Origin of the sequence: Streptosporangium sp. NPDC006013 (assembly GCF_040614275.1) — a bacterium.
GTDB lineage: Bacteria > Actinomycetota > Actinomycetes > Streptosporangiales > Streptosporangiaceae > Streptosporangium.
This window is the reverse complement of record NZ_JBEXUE010000077.1, coordinates 14,038-28,725: the sequence shown is the minus strand read 5'-3', so window position 1 is coordinate 28,725 and position 14,688 is coordinate 14,038. Positions and strand designations below refer to the sequence as shown.

The following is a 14,688-nucleotide window of genomic DNA, read 5'->3' as shown; positions in this document are numbered from 1 at the left end:
GTGGGTGCCCCAGGCGGTGGCCAGGGCCTCGACCAGGAGCAGGCCGCGTCCGCCGTCGCTGTCGAAGTCGGCCGCGCGGACGAAGGGGAGGCTGGGCGCCGAGCCGTCGTCGATCACCTCGGCGTGCACCATGCCGCCGCCCAGCCCGAGGCAGACCGTCAGCGATCCTCCGGCGGCGCGTCCGGAGTCGGAGTGGACGACGGAGTTCGTCACAACCTCACTGAGCAGCAGCACCACGTCGTTCAGGGTGGTATCGGCGACTCTGCCGGTGAGCAGGTCTCGTGCCCAGGCGCGGACCGTCGCGACGGAGCAGGCCAGGCCCGCGAACTCGGCGTGACCCAGCGGGTGCAGTACGGCCCAGCGTCCCGCGGTCGCTCGCTGCCGTTCGTAGCGGCAGGCGGCCTGCCGGTACGCGTTCATGCGATCGCCGCCGAGACGATGACGTCGGCGGCGTTGTCGGCCCCGGCCCAGACCCCTTGTCGAACGGCGCGTCAGGTTGAGAATGGAACGACAGAAACTCCTCACCCAAAAGGACTCCCCACGTTTCTGGGTCGTCATCGACGAAGCCGCCCTGGTCCGTCCCTTGAGCTCACCGCCTGTCTTCCGCGAGCAGCTTCAGCGACTCATCGACACCGAACCCTTGGAACACGTCACCATCCAGGTCCTCCCACTCACTGCTGGCCTGCACGCGGGCATGGCTGGTCAGTTCGTCATCATGGAATTCCCCGAGGACCCGAAGATCGTCTATGTGGAGACCGGCACTGATGGCCTCTACCTGGAAAAGCCGGAAGAGCTTGCCCGCTATACACTGGTTTTCCAGCATTTGTGCGCAACGGCGCTTGCCCCTGATGCATCCCTCATCTACCTGTCCGGCATGCTCGACACGTTGAAGTGAGGCACCCTCATGGACTTCTCCCAGGTCACCTGGCAAAAGAGTTCACGCAGTCAGGGAACGACAGACAACTGCGTTGAAGTCGCTTTCATTCCGGGCTCGGTCGCTGTCCGGGACTCCAAGGATCCTGGCGGAGCCACACTTGTCTTCTCGTCGGGTGACTGGACCGCCTTCCTCGGCCGCATCAAGACTGGAGACTTCGACACCCGTCCCTGATCGCGTGACGGGTCAGAGAAGGCTCCTGAGAGGCGAGGAACGCAGGTGCCCCATGACTGATCTGGCGAGCGCCGTCTGGTACAAGAGCAGCCTGAGTGGAAGCGGCAACAACTGCGTCGAGGTGGCCCACGTAGACAACCAGTATCTTGTCCGTGACTCCAAGAATCCTGGCGGCGCCGTACTTTCCTTCTTGTCGGGTGACTGGGCTGCCTTCCTCAGCCGTGTCAAGACTGGAGACTTCGACACGCGTCCCTGATCGTGTGATGAGCTGATCTTCTCACCTGACGGGTGGCGAACCTTCGTCGACGGTGTCAAGGACGGTGAATTCGACACACGTCCCTGATCATGTGACAGGTCGGAGAAGGTTTCCTGAGAGGTGAGGGGCGCAGGCGCCCCGTGGACGGCCTCGCCGCCGTTTTCACCTCTGGTCTCATGCGCGCGGTCGAGACCGTTTGCTTGGCGTTCGCCGACATCGATGTCCCATCCACAAGCCGGTCCTCAGCGCCCTCCAAGTAGGTTCCCAGCACCGATCCATAGCCTCATCCTCGACCCTCGCGCCCGAAGCGACCGGGCATCCGAGCAACGACGAGGAGAGAGATCTTGACGGAGACCGGGAACGACCCGATGACCGCTGACGAGCGGATCGACAGGTGCCTCCGAGAGGGATCGACCATGCTGGACCTGTCCGGGCTCGACCTGGACACGGTGCCGGAATCGCCCGGTGATCTCACCCATCTGACCAGCCTCTACCTGTATGACAACCGGCTGACCGCTCTGCCCGAGTCAGTGTGGAACCTCACCGCCCTCACCAACCTCTCCCTGGGCGGTAACCAGTTGACTGTTCTGCCTGAGTCGCTGGGCAACCTCACCGCCCTCACCAACCTCTCCCTGCACGACAACCAGCTGACCGCTCTGCCTGAGTCAGTGGGGAACCTCACCGCCCTCACCGAGCTCTATCTGCATAACAACCGACTGACCGTTCTACCTGACTCAGTGGGGAACCTCACCGAGCTCTACTGGCTCTACCTGAACGGTAATCAGTTGACTGTTCTGCCTGAGTCACTGGGCAACCTCACCGCCCTCGAATGGCTCTACCTGTATGACAACCAGTTGACCGCTCTGCCTGAGTCGGTAGGCAACCTCACCGCCCTCGAATGGCTCTACCTGGGCGGTAACCGATTGACCGTTCTGCCCGAGTCGGTAGGCAACCTCACCGCCCTCATCGAACTCGACCTGGTCGATAACCGGTTGACCGCTCTGCCTGAGTCGGTAGGCAACCTCACCGCCCTCACCGAACTCTGCCTGGGCGCTAACCAGTTGACCTCTCTACCTGAGTCGCTGGGCAACCTCACCGCTCTCAGCGCCCTCAGTGTGGGCAGTAACCGGCTGACTGTTCTGCCCGAGTCAGTGGGCAACCTCACCGCCCTCACCGACCTCTACCTGAGGGATAACCAGTTGACCGTTCTGCCCGAGTCGCTGGGCAACCTCACCGCCCTCACCGAGCTCAGTGTGAGCGATAACCCGCTGACCGTTCTGCCCGATTGGCTGGGTGACCTTCCCGCCCTCAGCGAGGGCACCAGGCTCCTACTGAGTGTCTTCTATGAGGAGCGTTGGGGTTGGTGGGGTCAGAAAATTCCACCGGCCCCACCAGGCCACGGCCCTACCTGAAAATGTATTCGGGGAATGATCGTGGGGCCGCTTGCGAAGGTGGGGACGAGTGAGGCATGACACGACAACGGTTTCTACCCCTCTGATGACCTCGCCGGCCAACTCGCGGCATACAAGCGACCTGTTCGTGATGTGACCCGTTGGGTCCTGGCAGCATGCGATGCACAGCAACGGTCTTCTGTCGGCGCGCACCGGACACCAGGGGTTTCAGCCGCAGGGGCTCATGATGACGGCAAAGCCCTTGAGCAGGCCGACCGCGCCGAGAAGAAGCGCCAGAGCGATCACCCCCAAGGTGACACCCTTGCGCACCCGAGGTTGGTAGTCGGTGAGACCGGTGACGGCATCCCACCCGGCCACCAGGGCGATGAACATCGCGAGACCGCCCAGACCGATCCCCGCGAGGTCGGTGTAGTCGCAGGTGGACTGCCCGTTGACCGTCAGGGTGGTGGTCAGGTCCACGCGCACGACGACGGCGAGCACACCGACGACGAGCGCGGCCCAGGACTTGGACGACGCCATGCGGAGGTTCATGACCGAAATTTATCGGCGCCCGGTTGGGCACAGCTTGCAACCGGCTGCAACGCTCCGCCACCGAAACCCGGGGCCGTGAGAGGTGACGTCAGGCGCGGGTGAGCATGATGTCCTGAATCCTGAGGAACCGGCGGGTTCGGGCGGACAGTACATGTGTGTGGAGACGACTATGCGCGCCCGGGTGCGCGCCGGAGATGCGGACGCCTTCAGCCGGCTGTTCGACGACCATGCGCGCTCGGTCTACAACCACGCCTTCCGGCTGACCGGCGACTGGTCGGCCGCCGAGGACGTGGTGTCGGTGACCTTCCTGGAGGCGTGGCGGCTGCGGGGCAGGGTCGATGTGGAGGGCGGTTCGCTGCGGCCCTGGCTGCTGGGCGTCGCGACCAACGTCGCCCGTAACGTCAATCGCGCCTTGCGGCGGCACGAGGGCGCGCTCGCCAGGCTGCCTCCGGGCGGGGCGGTGCCGGACATCGCCGAGGAGGTGGCGGGCCGCGTCGACGACGACGAGTTGCTGGCCTCGGTCCGGGTCGCTCTGGGCGCGCTGCGCAGGTCCGAACGGGAGGTACTCGCGCTGTGCGTGTGGGCCGGGCTCGGGTACGCCGAGGCGGCCGAAGCCCTGGGGGTGCCGGTGGGCACGATCCGCTCCCGGCTCTCCCGGGCGAGGAAGAGGCTGCGGAAGCTCGCCGTGGACGCGGCTGCGCCGGAGAGAACGCGGGAATCACCGTCGCGCCCCGGACAGGCGGCCGGAGGAACACGGGAACCGCAGCCAGAGGGCAGGCAACGGGCCGTAGGGACACGGGAATCACAGCGGCCAGAACAGGCAGCCGGAGAAGTACGAGAACCCCGACCACGCCCCACGCGGGCGGTCGGGAAGATGCGGGAACCGCAGTCACGGCCCGGACAGATGAATGGTGACCGCGACAACGCGGTCCGGTTCGTTCAGGAGAGAGCCCTATGAATGCCGCCAGGCCCCAGCCTGACCCCGGTCAGATCGAGGAGCTGGCCCGGCTGCTGCCGGTCCCGGTGGAACGGGACCTTCCGGCGGGCCGTCGCCGACTGCTCAAGGAGTTCGTGATGCAGGAGATCGACCAGGAGGTCCGGCCGCGGAAGCGAGTACTGCGGCGTCCGGTCTTCCTCGTCCCCGCCCTGGCCGCCGCCGCGGCACTCGCGGTGGCCGTACCGGTGTTCGTCTCCGGGGGGACCCCGGCCTACGCCGTGGCGCAGAACCCCGACGGCACGATCTCAATCGAGATCAACGAGATCAGGGATCCCAAGAAACTGGAGGCCGACCTCAACGCACTCGGTTTCAGAGCCGTTGTGGACTACGTCCCCCAGGGAAAGCAGTGCGCGGATCCGCGCAGTGACAACCTCCTGCCACGCGAGGAGACCTACGAACCCGCCGACGGCAGGCCGCTGGTCCTCATCAACAAGGAAACCCCCTCCGGGCTGGGCTTCGTCTTCGACCCGGGCACCCTCGACGAGGGGCAGACGGCGGTTCTGGAGTTCAACATCGGCGAGCCCACCTTGAGCATATGGGCGCGGATCTCGGACGGGCCGGTGAAGCCGTGCGTCCTGGTCGACACCACCGGGCACCCTGTCGGCCCCTCGGAGTTGCCCAGCCCGCAGAGCGGGTGAGCCGTCCGAGCTCGTAGCGCGCGGCACGCGACGACGGCCCCGGCACGGAGTTCTCCGGGCCGGGGCCGTCGTGGGTGCCGGTCTCCGGGAACCCGGAGACCGGACACGGGTGGACTTGGTTACCGGACGCCTCGCCTGCCGTACAGGCTCACCGCCAGGAGGACGCCGACGGCGGCCAGGGCGACCTGGATGATGAGTTCGATCCAGTCGATGCCCGACGTGGTGGCGACTCCGAGCGCTCCGGCGATCGCGGTGCCGATGAGGGCGGCGACGATACCGATGACGATGGTCAGCCAGATCGGGATGGCCTGCTTGCCGGGCACGACGAGCCGACCCAGGGCACCGATGATGGCGCCGATGACGATGGCGGTGATGATGCCGGTGACTGTCATGTTCCACGCTCCTGTCTGCTCAGCTGCCAGGCGTATGCCCTGGGAAAGTAGAACAACACATAACGGAGTGACCCGAATTACTGGCCGTCGGTCACGGTCCTGTCTTGAAGTGGTCGCATACGGGTTCCGGCCCGGCGCTCACCACCCGGGGAGCCCCGGTGTCAGGAGACCCGGTCGACGGGCTTTCCCCGCGTTTCCACAGCCGTGTCGCCGGCGGGGACGGCGGGAGCGCCCGGGGTGGCGGGGGTGGCGCCGCTCAGCAGGGAGCGGACGAGTCCGAGGCCGGTGCCGCCGAGGGTGAGAGCCTTGGCGAGCATCTCCTCGACACCCTGGGCGCCGTTGAGGACGACCATGTGGTCGATGTTGCCGAAGGACTTCGCCCCCGCCTCGACGATCTGCGGCCAGTTCTCGGCGAGTTGCTGGGCGATGACCGCCTCCTGGTTGTCGGCGAGGGCCTCGGAACGGGCCCGGATCGCGTCGGCCTCGGCCAGGCCCCTCGCCTTGGCCGCCTCGGCCTCCGCGAGTCCCTGGGCCCTGGAAGCCTCCGCGGCGGCCAGGCCGGTGGCCTTGGTCGCGTCGGCGGCGGCGAGACCGCGCAGCCGCACGGACTCCGCCTCGGCCGCGGCGGCCTGCTTGACCTGCGACGCCTGCGCGGCGGCGCGGAGCTCGGTCTCGCGGGCCTCGGCCTCGGCCTGGGCGATGCGGGCGTCGCGCTCGGCCTGGGAGGCCGTCACCGTCTCGTACGCCCTGGCGTCGGCGGGCTTGCGGACCTGGGCCTGGAGTCGCTGCTCGGCCAGCGCCGCCTCAAGCTCGGCGGCACGGGTCTCCTGGACGACGACCTCCTGGCGGGCGGACGCCTCAGAGAGCGGCCCCGCCTGGCGGGACCTGGCCAGGGCCTCGTCGATCTCGGCTTGGTAGGCGGCCTGCTTGATCTGGGAGTCGCGCCAGGCGGCGGCCTTGTTGGCGGCGGCGACCTGCTCGGCCTCGGTGGCCTCCTGGTCACGCTGGGCCTCGGCGATGCGTGCCGAGGCGGCGATCCTGGCGGCGTGCGGCTTGCCGAGGTTGGTGATGTAGCCCGTCTCGTCGTCGATCTCCTGGATCTGCAGGGAGTCGACGATCAGTCCAAGCTTGATCATCTCGTCGGCGGCCGAGGCGCGGGTCTCACCGGTCAGCCGCTCGCGGTTGAGGATGAGGTCCTCGACCGTCAGGTTGCCGATGATCGACCGCAGGTGGCCGGTGAACAGCTCGTGGATGGCGCCGTTCATCGAGTCCTGCTGGTCCAGGAAGCGGCGGGCGGAGTTGGCGATCGAGTGCAGGTCGTCGCCGACCTTGTAGATCACGACGCCGCGGACCACCACCGGGATGCCCTGCTGGGTGACGCAGGAGACCTGGAGGTTGGCGGCCCGGCTGTCCAGGCGCAGGCGGCGCGCGGTCTGGAATCCGGGGAGCACGGAGGTGCCCTTACCTGTGATGATCTTGAATCCGAGGCTGTCGGCCTCCTCGCTCCTGCCCCGGGCCCCGAGCCCGGAGATGATCAGCGCCTCGTTGGGTTCGGCCACCCGCCAGATGGCCTTGAACAGCAGGACGATGACGAGAAGGGCGACGAGGACGACGCCCCCGATGACGAAGTACTCCGTAGGCATCGCGGCCTCCACGGTGGGGGATGAGAGGGCTGTCAGCCGAGCGCTCGGGAGACGTAGACGGTGCGCGGCGGGAAGAAGTCGACGATCACGACGATCGAACCGACGGTGATCTCCTCGTCGGGAACCGTGGGATGCGCGTAGAACGCCTCGACACCACCCCGAACCACCACCATCACCTCCCCGACCAGGCCGGGGCCGATCTTTCCGGTGACCCTGCCCTCTTTACCGACCACGCGATACTCCCCGGATCAGCCGCCAGAGGGAAAAACGAATGCGCGCCTCGCTCCGCCACGCACCATACCGCGGCATGAGCTCGTCCGGACTTCCACCGTTAATCCCCGTGCTTCACTTTATAGAGGTAACGAGCCAACCTTCCATAACGTTCCGGCTTATCCTGAAAATTCATACGGCGCGCTCCCCCGCTCGCCCGCACCGCGTCCCGTCCCGCAAAATCCGAGGTCAGGGACGAAAAGGCACGAAGCAGCGGAGAACCATGCGGAGCGGTGCGCCACGGTGCGTACCAGGACGCCCCAGGCACGGCCCCCTTTCCGCGGGCCGGATAAGGCAGCGTGCCGTCGCCACCCGCTCCTCCTTTCAATTCCCGGCGACCATGACATGACTCTCATGCAGGAGATATCATGACAGCGCGCTAATGGCATGGGTAAAAAGTTCCCGAAAACGCAGCGCGGCGACCACGGCGATCCATTCACATCGTGATGATCGCCCCATGACCGATCCTGATGAGATCAATCCACCTAAGGCCCTGGAACTCGGCATGGACCGGCCGATCTCCCGCCGGGACTTCTTCGACGGGATGATCGCGGCCACCGGGATCGCGGCGGCGTGCTCGCTGCCCGGGATCGGCGGATGGAACGCCTCCCCTGCCGAGGGCGCGGAAGAGGTGCCCCGCCTCGCCGGCGCGGAAGACCTGGAGCTCTCGCCCGACACCTCCTACCCGCCGTCCCTCACCGGGCTGCGCGGCGACACCGCGGAGGCGCTGAGCGTGCCGCATGCCCTTCGCGACCAGCGCTTCTGGCCGTACGCGGGCACGCCGGAGCCCACCGGCGAGCGCTATGACCTGGTCGTGGTGGGCGCGGGGATCAGCGGTCTCAGCGCGGCCCACCGGTGGCTGGAGCGCGACCCCGGCGCGCGGATCCTGATCCTGGACAACCATGACGACATCGGCGGGCACGCCCTGCGCAACGAGTTCCACCCGAGGACCAGGAGGGGGCCGCTGGTCTCGTACGGCGGGTCACGGTCGATCATCAACCCGGCGGCGTGGACCTCCGAGGGGAAGGACCTGCTCGCCAAGCTGGACATCCGCCCCGAGAGGCTCGCCAGGGAGCGGAGGCTCTACGCGGACCTGGGGATGCACGACAGCGTCTTCTGCGACCGGGAGACCTTCCCCGCCGAGAGGCTGGTCGTGTTCACCCCCGGCCAGGGGGCGCCGCGGTGGATCGCCGAACTGCCGGTCGCGGAGCAGGCCAGAAAGGACCTGCTCATGCTGTACGGCGACCCGCCGGACTGGTTTCCCGGCCTGTCCGGCGAGGAGAAACAGGAGCGGCTGGCCAGGCTCACCTACTCGGGTTTCCTCGCCGAGGTCTGCGGGGTCCACCCGGATGTGCTGAAGTTCGTCCAGACCATGCCGAGTGACGAGTGGGCCTACGGCTCCGACGCCTTCGGCGCGATCGACGCCTGGGCCTGCGCCGACGAGCACCGGTACCCCGGGTTCCAGGGGCTCGGGCTCGACGCCTCCAAGCCGTCCAGGTACAACTCCCCGACCGTGATCAAGGAGTGGGACGCGGACGAGCCGCGCGCCTACCGCTTCCCCGAGGGCAACCAGGCGATCGTCCGGATGATGGCCGCCCGGATGGTCCCCGGCTTCGCCACGGCCGCCGACATGGCGGGGATCACCACCGCGAGCTTCGACTACGGCGTGCTCGACCGGCCGGGCAACCGGGTCCGGATACGCCTGTCCAGCCCGGTGGTCTCGGCGGTCAACGACGGTCGGCCCGAAGTGGCCACCGGCGCCACGGTCGGCTACTTCGACGGCGAGCGGGTGCGGACCGTGCGGGCCGGAAGCGTGATCATGGCCTGCTGGAACTCGATGATCCCCTACCTGGTCGGCGACCTGCCGCCCGCGCAGCGGGCGGCGCTGTACCGGGCGGTCAAGGTGCCCCTGCTGTACGCGACGGTCCAGCTCCGTGACTGGCGTGCCTGGCAGGAGGTCGGGATCAGGCGCGCCAGGTTCACCGGCGCCCGCTGGTGCGTGGCCGAGCTCGACGACCCGGCCGACGTCGGCGGCTACCGGTGCCCGAGGACACCCTCCGAGCCGATCGCGGTGCACATGGTCAGCACCCCCGTCACGCCCGGCGTGTCACCCGCGCACGGCTCGATCGCCGGTCGGTACGCCCTGATCGAGACGCCGTACGGGCATCTGGAGTACAGCATCCGCGACCAGCTCACCCGGTTGCTCGGCCCCGGAGGCTTCGACGCGGCCCGCGACATCGAGGCGATCACGGTCAACCGGTGGGGGCACGGCCACACGCCTGAGTACGCCACCCCGTGGGATCTCGACTTCTACCCCGACGGGCAGCCACCGGCGGCCGTCGCCCGCCGGCCGCACGGCCGGATCGCGATCGCCAACTCCGACTCCGTGCCCGCCGCCCGCGCCGACGCGGCCGTCACCGCCGCCTACCGCGCGGTCGCGGAGCTACAGCGCTGACGGGGTCAGCCGGGCTTTCTCAGCCTGGTGAAGGCCCAGCTCATCCTCGGCTCGACCGCCCAGCGGGTGACGCGCCGCACCGGTTCCGTGCACAGCAGGGCGGCGAGCCCGACCCCGAGAAGCGCCACGACCGTCACCCCCGGCAGGGTCTGGGCCCAGTCTCCGTAGAACCGCTCGGCGACCTTCACCACCAGGCCGTGCAGGAGGTAGGCGTACATCGTCGCCGTGCCGAGCCCCGAGTACCAGGTGCGCCTGGCCGGGGTGACCGCCAGAAACGCCGCGACGAGCAGTGCCCCGGCGGCCAGCATGCCCAGGCGGATCAGGCTGCCGGTGAGGTCGTCGACGCCGATCGCGTCGTTGGCGTGCCGCCACCGGATCCACTCGGTCTTCACCAGGGTGTGCGTGGCGAGCGCCAGGACGCCGCCACCGACCAGCACGATCGCCCCCGCGGCCCGTACCCACCGCTGCCTGAGCCACTCGAAGTGCTCAGGACGGAGCATCAGCCCGAGCACGTAGAACGGGAGCAGGCCGAGGGTCCGGTTCATCGACAGCTCGTCGGGAAGCCTGCTCATCCCGGACAGCAGCGACAGCCCGACCGCGACCGTCAGCGGCCACCGCAGCTGCTGCCAGACCGGGGTGGACAGCCGCCACAGGAAGAGCGACATCAGGAACCAGGTCAGGTAGTACGGGTCGAGGAGGCTGATGTCGAGCTTGCCGTACAGGACGAGACGAGGCAGCGAGTAGAGCAGCTCGAAGATCACGTACGGGACGGCGAGCGTGCTGATCAGTTTGCGCGCCTTGCCGGAGGAGAAGGTGAAGTTCCGCGACAGGTAGCCACTGAGCACGATGAACAGCGGCATGTGGAACGTGTACACGTAGAAGTAGGCCGCGTGCGCGACCGGCACTTCTCGCAGGTCCTCGATCAGGTGGCCCGAGACGACCAGGGTGATCGCCAGGAACTTGGCGTTGTCGAAGAACGGGTCCCTGCCCGCGGCGGGCGGGAGAACGGCCCGCAGCGGGGTTGCGACACTCACAGCCCCGGACCGTAACCGGACCCGCCCAACATCCGGCGAACAGCCGGTGACAGCCGGGGAAATCCCCGCCGACCCCGCCCGGCGGGGGTGCGGCTACGCGACGGCGGTAGCGCTGGCGTCCCAGAGCGCGCGGGCCAGCGCGGGGTCGGCCATTCTCCTGGGGACGGCCGCCGGGGCGCTTTTGGCGAAGTAGCGGCCCGGGTGGGCGGCGCCGTCCGGGTGGGTGGCGAGGTGGACCATGGTGCTCGCGCCCTCCTCGACGGTCTGGCCCATCCCGGGGATGTTCTTCACCATCCACATCATCAGCGTGGCCGGGGCGAACTCGGTCCTGATCACACCGGGGTGGAAGCAGGTCGCGGTCACCCCGGTGCCCGCGAGGCGCCGTGCCAGCTCCACCGTGAAGAGGGCACCCGCCTGCTTGGAGTCCCCGTACTGGAGCCAGCCGCTCCAGCGCCGCCGCTCGCGGTCGAGATCGGACGGATCGAGGCGCCCGGTCTTGCCCGCCCGGGAGGAGGTGGTGATCACACGCTCCCTGACCCGCTCCAGCAGCAGGTTCGTCAGCAGGAAGGGGGCAAGGTGGTTGACCTGGATCATCGTCTCGTGGCCGTCGCGGGTGAGCGTGCGCTCGGTGGTCATGACACCCGCGTTGTTGACGAGAATGTCAATCCGCTCGTAACGGGAGAGCAGCTCGGCCCCCAGCCTGCGCACATCGTCCAAAGAGGTGTAATCGCAGGTGAACGTATCCGGGACCGTTCCCGAGACCGCCGTTACCCTTTCCGCCACGCGAGCTGTCTTACCGGGATTACGGCCGACCAGAACAACACGCTGCCCGCGCCTCGCGAGCTCTACCGCCGCTGCCTCACCAATTCCGGCACTAGCCCCGGTAATCACACTAATCATCCGATCCTCCACTGCGCAGAAAGCCTATTCGGTGCTAGTCTCCTATGCGATCTTCCGGAGGCCTATCCACCCCTAAGCCGGCACGAGCCTCCACACGCTCAGAGGTTGGGACGAGTGGACATGGGCTCTAGAAACCGCTCGATTCGGTTCAAGATTTTCTTGCTGTTGCTCCTGCCGCTGCTGTCACTGAGCGCGCTGTGGGGCTTCGTGCTCAACCTGACCGTCGGTGACGGGATCACGCTGCTGAACGCGAACAGCATCTACCAGTCGGTGGGCGTCACCTCCACTGATCTGGGACTACAGCTTCAGGCGGAGCGGACGCAGTCGTCGGTGGCGATCAGTTCCCGGGTCCTCACGAGCGGGATGGGGGAGCAGCGCTCCCGGACCGACCGGGCGGTCGAGGCGTTCAGGAAGGCCACCGCCTCCGAGGATTCCGGCAGCCCGGAACTGCGTAGCTCGCTGAGCGCGCTGCTCAGCCAGCTCGACCGGCTTCCGAACATCCGGTCGGGCGTCGACAGCGGACAGCAGGCACGGCTGAGCGTGCTGTCGAGCTACAACCGGATCCTCGACGCGGTCTTCCTGGTTTACGACCAGATGACCGCGGTGCCCGATCTGTCGATCTCCCAGCAGGCCACGGCCATGCAGGGCATGGGCAACGCCTATGAGATGTTCGCCAGGGAGAACGCGCTGATCAGCGGGGCTCTGATCGACTACCGGCTGTCGGAGGAGGAGCGCAAGGCCTTCGGCGAGTACGTCACCACCCGGAAGTTCCTGCACACCAAGGGCGTGGCCTCGCTCGACCCCGAGCTGGGCGCGACCTACCGCGACACCTTCAAGTCCGCGGCCTTCGAGAAGTTCACGGACCTGGAGAAGGCCATCGTCGGATCGACCGGCAACCGGCTGACCCCCGAGGCGGCCAGGTGGAAGGCGACCGCGAACGAGATGTCGGCCTGGCTGGACAAGGTCAACCTCGCCGCCTCCAAGAAACTGGCGGAGCGGGCCCAGACGGCGGCCACCGGCATCCTGCTCCGGATCGTGATCGCCGGTGGCGTCGGCCTGATCGCGGTGGTCGCGTCGATCATCTTCTCGGTCCGCTTCGGCCGCCGCCTGGCCGCCGAGCTCGCCGGGCTCCGTTCGGCCGCCCTGGAGCTGGCGGACGTGCGGCTCCCCCACGTCGTGGACCGCCTGCGGCGCGGCGAGGAGGTCGACGTGCGGGCCGAGGCGCCGCCGATCCAGGCGGGCGGCTCGACCGAGGTGCACGACGTGGCCCACGCGTTCGGCTCGGTGCAGCGGACCGCGGTCGAGGCCGCCGTCGGCCAGGCCAACCTGAGGCGTGGCGTCAGCCAGGTCTTCGTGAACCTGGCCCGGCGCAAGCAGAGCCTGCTGCACCGCCAGCTCACCCTGCTCGACAGCATGCAGCACCGGGCGACCGACCCCGACAGCCTTGAGGACCTGTTCCGGCTGGATCACCTGACCACCCGTATGCGGCGGCACGCCGAGGGCCTGATCATCCTGTCCGGCGCGGCACCCGGCCGGTCCTGGCGCAAACCGGTGCCGGTGGTCGACGTCGTGCGAGCCGCGATCGCCGAGGTCGAGGACTACACCCGGGTCAACGTGATGCCGGTGGCCGACATCTCGCTCGACGGGGCCGCGGTCGCCGACATCACCCACCTGGTGGCCGAGCTGATCGAGAACGCCACGATCTACTCCCCGCCGCAGACCATGGTGACCGTGCGCGGCGACGTGGTGGCCAACGGGTTCGCCGTCGAGGTCGAGGACCGCGGCCTGGGCCTGAGCCCGATGGAGTACGCGGCCATCAACGAGCGGCTGGCCAGCCCGCCGGAGTTCGACCTGGCCGACAGCGACCGGCTGGGCCTGTTCGTGGTGGGCCAGCTCGCCTCCCGGCACGGCATCCAGGTCATCCTGCGCGGCTCGCCGTTCGGCGGCACCACGGCCATCGTGCTCATCCCCCGTACGGTGATCGCCCAGCAGGGCTCGCCGCTCGCCCTCACCGTGGAGCAGACGTCCTCCAGCGTCGAACGCGCCGTCGAGCGTCCGGGAGAGCTGTTCGACTCCCCCTCGCACGACACGTTCTCACCCCCCGCCAACGGCAACGGTCTGCCCCGCAGGGCGAGGCCGTCCTCCCCTGCCCAGTCCACCGCCGCGCCCTCTCTCAGCGTGGTGACCGACCTGCCGGCCCGTACCCAGCCCGCCGGGCAGGAGGGGCGTCCGGGCGGGACCGCGGACCAGGAGACCGGCTGGGCCCATGCCCTCTTCACCGCGTCGCCCGAGGGGGCGCCGCAGGGGACCCGTGAGACCCGGCGGACGCCCGAGCTCGGCGATGACGCTCCGACACGTAAGACGGCCCCACAGCCCCCCACGGGGCCGGGTGGCCTGCCCCGCCGGGTCCGGCAGGCGAACTTGGCGCCTCAACTCCGCCAGGAGCCCGAGGCGACGGAGCCCGCCCAGCCGGAGCCAAGGGCGGAACCGTGCGAGGAGCGTTCGCCCGACGAGGTCCGCGCGTTGTTCTCCGCCTTCCAGGCGGGTGCGCGGCGCGGACGCGAGGAGCAGGACGATGACTTCGCACACCACACGACAGGCGACAAGGGGGACAAATGACCGGAAAATTGACCAACACCGGCGAGCTGAACTGGCTCCTCGACGACCTGACCACCAGGGTGGGCGCGGTGCGCCAGGCGGTGCTCCTCTCCACCGACGGGCTGGCCGTCGGCTTCTCCAAGGGGCTCAACCGCGAGGACGCCGAACATCTGTCCGCGGTCGCAGCCGGATTCCAGAGCCTGGCACGCGGCGCGGGACGCCATTTCGGCGGCGGTGAGGTGCGCCAGACCATCGTGGAGATGGAGTCGGCGTTCCTGTTCGTCACCGCTGCCGGGCAGGGCACCTGCCTGGCCGTGCTGAGCAGCTCCGACGCCGATGTGGGTCACATCGCGTACGAGATGGCGATGCTGGTCAAGCGGGTGGGCCAGCATATCTCCACCAGTCCGCGCCAGGGTCTCTCGTGAGCGGGGGAGCGGGCGGCGGCGCCGTCCAT

General features: G+C 68.4%; 16 protein-coding genes. 9 read left to right on the top strand and 7 right to left on the bottom strand.

Annotated features, from left to right (window positions below; all coding sequences use genetic code 11):
* Positions 1 to 420 (bottom strand): ATP-binding protein (locus ABZ260_RS14815; RefSeq protein ID WP_355616976.1); only part of this gene is annotated, 420 nt, incomplete at its 3' end.
* A gap of 82 nt (positions 421 to 502) precedes the next feature.
* Here ABZ260_RS14815 and ABZ260_RS14810 point away from each other — a divergent pair.
* The 4 genes from ABZ260_RS14810 (at position 503) to ABZ260_RS14795 (ending at position 2,776) form a co-directional block, all read left to right on the top strand.
* On the top strand, positions 503 to 895 hold the full coding sequence (locus ABZ260_RS14810) for a DUF5753 domain-containing protein (protein ID WP_355616974.1): 393 nt from the start codon (positions 503 to 505) through the stop codon (positions 893 to 895).
* Between the two features lie 9 nt (positions 896 to 904).
* On the top strand, positions 905 to 1,108 hold the full coding sequence (locus ABZ260_RS14805) for a DUF397 domain-containing protein (protein ID WP_350956849.1): 204 nt from the start codon (positions 905 to 907) through the stop codon (positions 1,106 to 1,108).
* Between the two features lie 52 nt (positions 1,109 to 1,160).
* Positions 1,161 to 1,364, top strand: a complete 204-nt coding sequence (locus ABZ260_RS14800; RefSeq protein WP_355616972.1) for a DUF397 domain-containing protein — start codon at positions 1,161 to 1,163, stop codon at positions 1,362 to 1,364.
* A 416-nt stretch (positions 1,365 to 1,780) separates the two neighbouring features.
* Positions 1,781 to 2,776: a leucine-rich repeat domain-containing protein gene (locus ABZ260_RS14795; RefSeq protein ID WP_355616970.1), complete on the top strand. Its 996-nt coding sequence runs from the start codon at positions 1,781 to 1,783 to the stop codon at positions 2,774 to 2,776.
* A gap of 207 nt (positions 2,777 to 2,983) precedes the next feature.
* Here ABZ260_RS14795 and ABZ260_RS14790 read toward each other — a convergent pair whose 3' ends face one another.
* Positions 2,984 to 3,307: a hypothetical protein gene (locus ABZ260_RS14790; protein WP_355616968.1), complete on the bottom strand. Its 324-nt coding sequence runs from the start codon at positions 3,305 to 3,307 to the stop codon at positions 2,984 to 2,986.
* 169 nt (positions 3,308 to 3,476) lie between these two features.
* On the opposite strand from ABZ260_RS14790, the gene ABZ260_RS14785 reads away from it, so the two are divergent.
* Positions 3,477 to 4,265: an RNA polymerase sigma factor gene (locus tag ABZ260_RS14785; protein WP_355616966.1), complete on the top strand. Its 789-nt coding sequence runs from the start codon at positions 3,477 to 3,479 to the stop codon at positions 4,263 to 4,265.
* Entirely contained in the window at positions 4,262 to 4,942 is a 681-nt protein-coding gene (locus tag ABZ260_RS14780; protein WP_355616964.1) for a hypothetical protein, read from the top strand. Before ABZ260_RS14785 ends, ABZ260_RS14780 begins: the two co-directional genes overlap by 4 nt.
* Before the next feature lie 119 nt (positions 4,943 to 5,061).
* On the opposite strand, the gene ABZ260_RS14775 is transcribed toward ABZ260_RS14780, so the two are convergent.
* From ABZ260_RS14775 to ABZ260_RS14765, 3 genes are all read right to left on the bottom strand, one after another.
* Positions 5,062 to 5,334: a GlsB/YeaQ/YmgE family stress response membrane protein gene (locus ABZ260_RS14775; RefSeq protein ID WP_355616962.1), complete on the bottom strand. Its 273-nt coding sequence runs from the start codon at positions 5,332 to 5,334 to the stop codon at positions 5,062 to 5,064.
* Between the two features lie 161 nt (positions 5,335 to 5,495).
* Positions 5,496 to 6,977, bottom strand: coding sequence for an SPFH domain-containing protein (locus tag ABZ260_RS14770; protein WP_355616960.1), 1,482 nt, complete (start codon positions 6,975 to 6,977; stop codon positions 5,496 to 5,498).
* A gap of 32 nt (positions 6,978 to 7,009) precedes the next feature.
* Entirely contained in the window at positions 7,010 to 7,210 is a 201-nt protein-coding gene (locus ABZ260_RS14765) for a hypothetical protein (RefSeq protein WP_030916074.1), read from the bottom strand.
* A gap of 494 nt (positions 7,211 to 7,704) precedes the next feature.
* Here ABZ260_RS14765 and ABZ260_RS14760 point away from each other — a divergent pair, with 494 nt between their 5' ends.
* Positions 7,705 to 9,702 carry an FAD/NAD(P)-binding protein gene (locus ABZ260_RS14760; protein WP_355616958.1) on the top strand — a complete coding sequence of 666 codons (1,998 nt, stop codon included), beginning with the start codon at positions 7,705 to 7,707 and terminating at the stop codon, positions 9,700 to 9,702.
* Positions 9,703 to 9,707: 5 nt separating this feature from the next.
* Here the strand turns inward: ABZ260_RS14760 and ABZ260_RS14755 are convergent, their stop codons facing one another.
* Together ABZ260_RS14755 and ABZ260_RS14750 are read right to left on the bottom strand one after the other, a co-directional pair.
* On the bottom strand, positions 9,708 to 10,736 hold the full coding sequence (locus ABZ260_RS14755) for an acyltransferase family protein (RefSeq protein ID WP_355616956.1): 1,029 nt from the start codon (positions 10,734 to 10,736) through the stop codon (positions 9,708 to 9,710).
* A gap of 93 nt (positions 10,737 to 10,829) precedes the next feature.
* A complete protein-coding gene (locus ABZ260_RS14750; protein ID WP_355616954.1) occupies positions 10,830 to 11,636 on the bottom strand; it encodes an SDR family NAD(P)-dependent oxidoreductase in 807 nt (268 codons plus the stop codon).
* 159 nt (positions 11,637 to 11,795) lie between these two features.
* On the opposite strand from ABZ260_RS14750, the gene ABZ260_RS14745 reads away from it, so the two are divergent.
* Positions 11,796 to 14,255, top strand: coding sequence for a nitrate- and nitrite sensing domain-containing protein (locus ABZ260_RS14745; RefSeq protein ID WP_355616952.1), 2,460 nt, complete (start codon positions 11,796 to 11,798; stop codon positions 14,253 to 14,255).
* A complete protein-coding gene (locus tag ABZ260_RS14740) occupies positions 14,252 to 14,659 on the top strand; it encodes a roadblock/LC7 domain-containing protein (RefSeq protein ID WP_350956873.1) in 408 nt (135 codons plus the stop codon). Before ABZ260_RS14745 ends, ABZ260_RS14740 begins: the two co-directional genes overlap by 4 nt.
* The last annotated feature ends 29 nt before the right edge of the window (positions 14,660 to 14,688 follow it).

Bases quoted from the DNA above. Each gene is read 5' to 3' on its own strand.
- ABZ260_RS14810 (WP_355616974.1), top strand. From the start codon at position 503: ATGGAACGACAGAAACTCCTCACCCAAAAGGACTCCCCACGTTTCTGG.
- ABZ260_RS14805 (WP_350956849.1), top strand. From the start codon at position 905: ATGGACTTCTCCCAGGTCACCTGGCAAAAGAGTTCACGCAGTCAGGGA.
- ABZ260_RS14800 (WP_355616972.1), top strand. From the start codon at position 1,161: ATGACTGATCTGGCGAGCGCCGTCTGGTACAAGAGCAGCCTGAGTGGA.
- ABZ260_RS14795 (WP_355616970.1), top strand. From the start codon at position 1,781: ATGCTGGACCTGTCCGGGCTCGACCTGGACACGGTGCCGGAATCGCCC.
- ABZ260_RS14790 (WP_355616968.1), bottom strand. From the start codon at position 3,307: ATGAACCTCCGCATGGCGTCGTCCAAGTCCTGGGCCGCGCTCGTCGTC.
- ABZ260_RS14785 (WP_355616966.1), top strand. From the start codon at position 3,477: ATGCGCGCCCGGGTGCGCGCCGGAGATGCGGACGCCTTCAGCCGGCTG.
- ABZ260_RS14780 (WP_355616964.1), top strand. From the start codon at position 4,262: ATGAATGCCGCCAGGCCCCAGCCTGACCCCGGTCAGATCGAGGAGCTG.
- ABZ260_RS14775 (WP_355616962.1), bottom strand. From the start codon at position 5,334: ATGACAGTCACCGGCATCATCACCGCCATCGTCATCGGCGCCATCATC.
- ABZ260_RS14770 (WP_355616960.1), bottom strand. From the start codon at position 6,977: ATGCCTACGGAGTACTTCGTCATCGGGGGCGTCGTCCTCGTCGCCCTT.
- ABZ260_RS14760 (WP_355616958.1), top strand. From the start codon at position 7,705: ATGACCGATCCTGATGAGATCAATCCACCTAAGGCCCTGGAACTCGGC.
- ABZ260_RS14750 (WP_355616954.1), bottom strand. From the start codon at position 11,636: ATGATTAGTGTGATTACCGGGGCTAGTGCCGGAATTGGTGAGGCAGCG.
- ABZ260_RS14740 (WP_350956873.1), top strand. From the start codon at position 14,252: ATGACCGGAAAATTGACCAACACCGGCGAGCTGAACTGGCTCCTCGAC.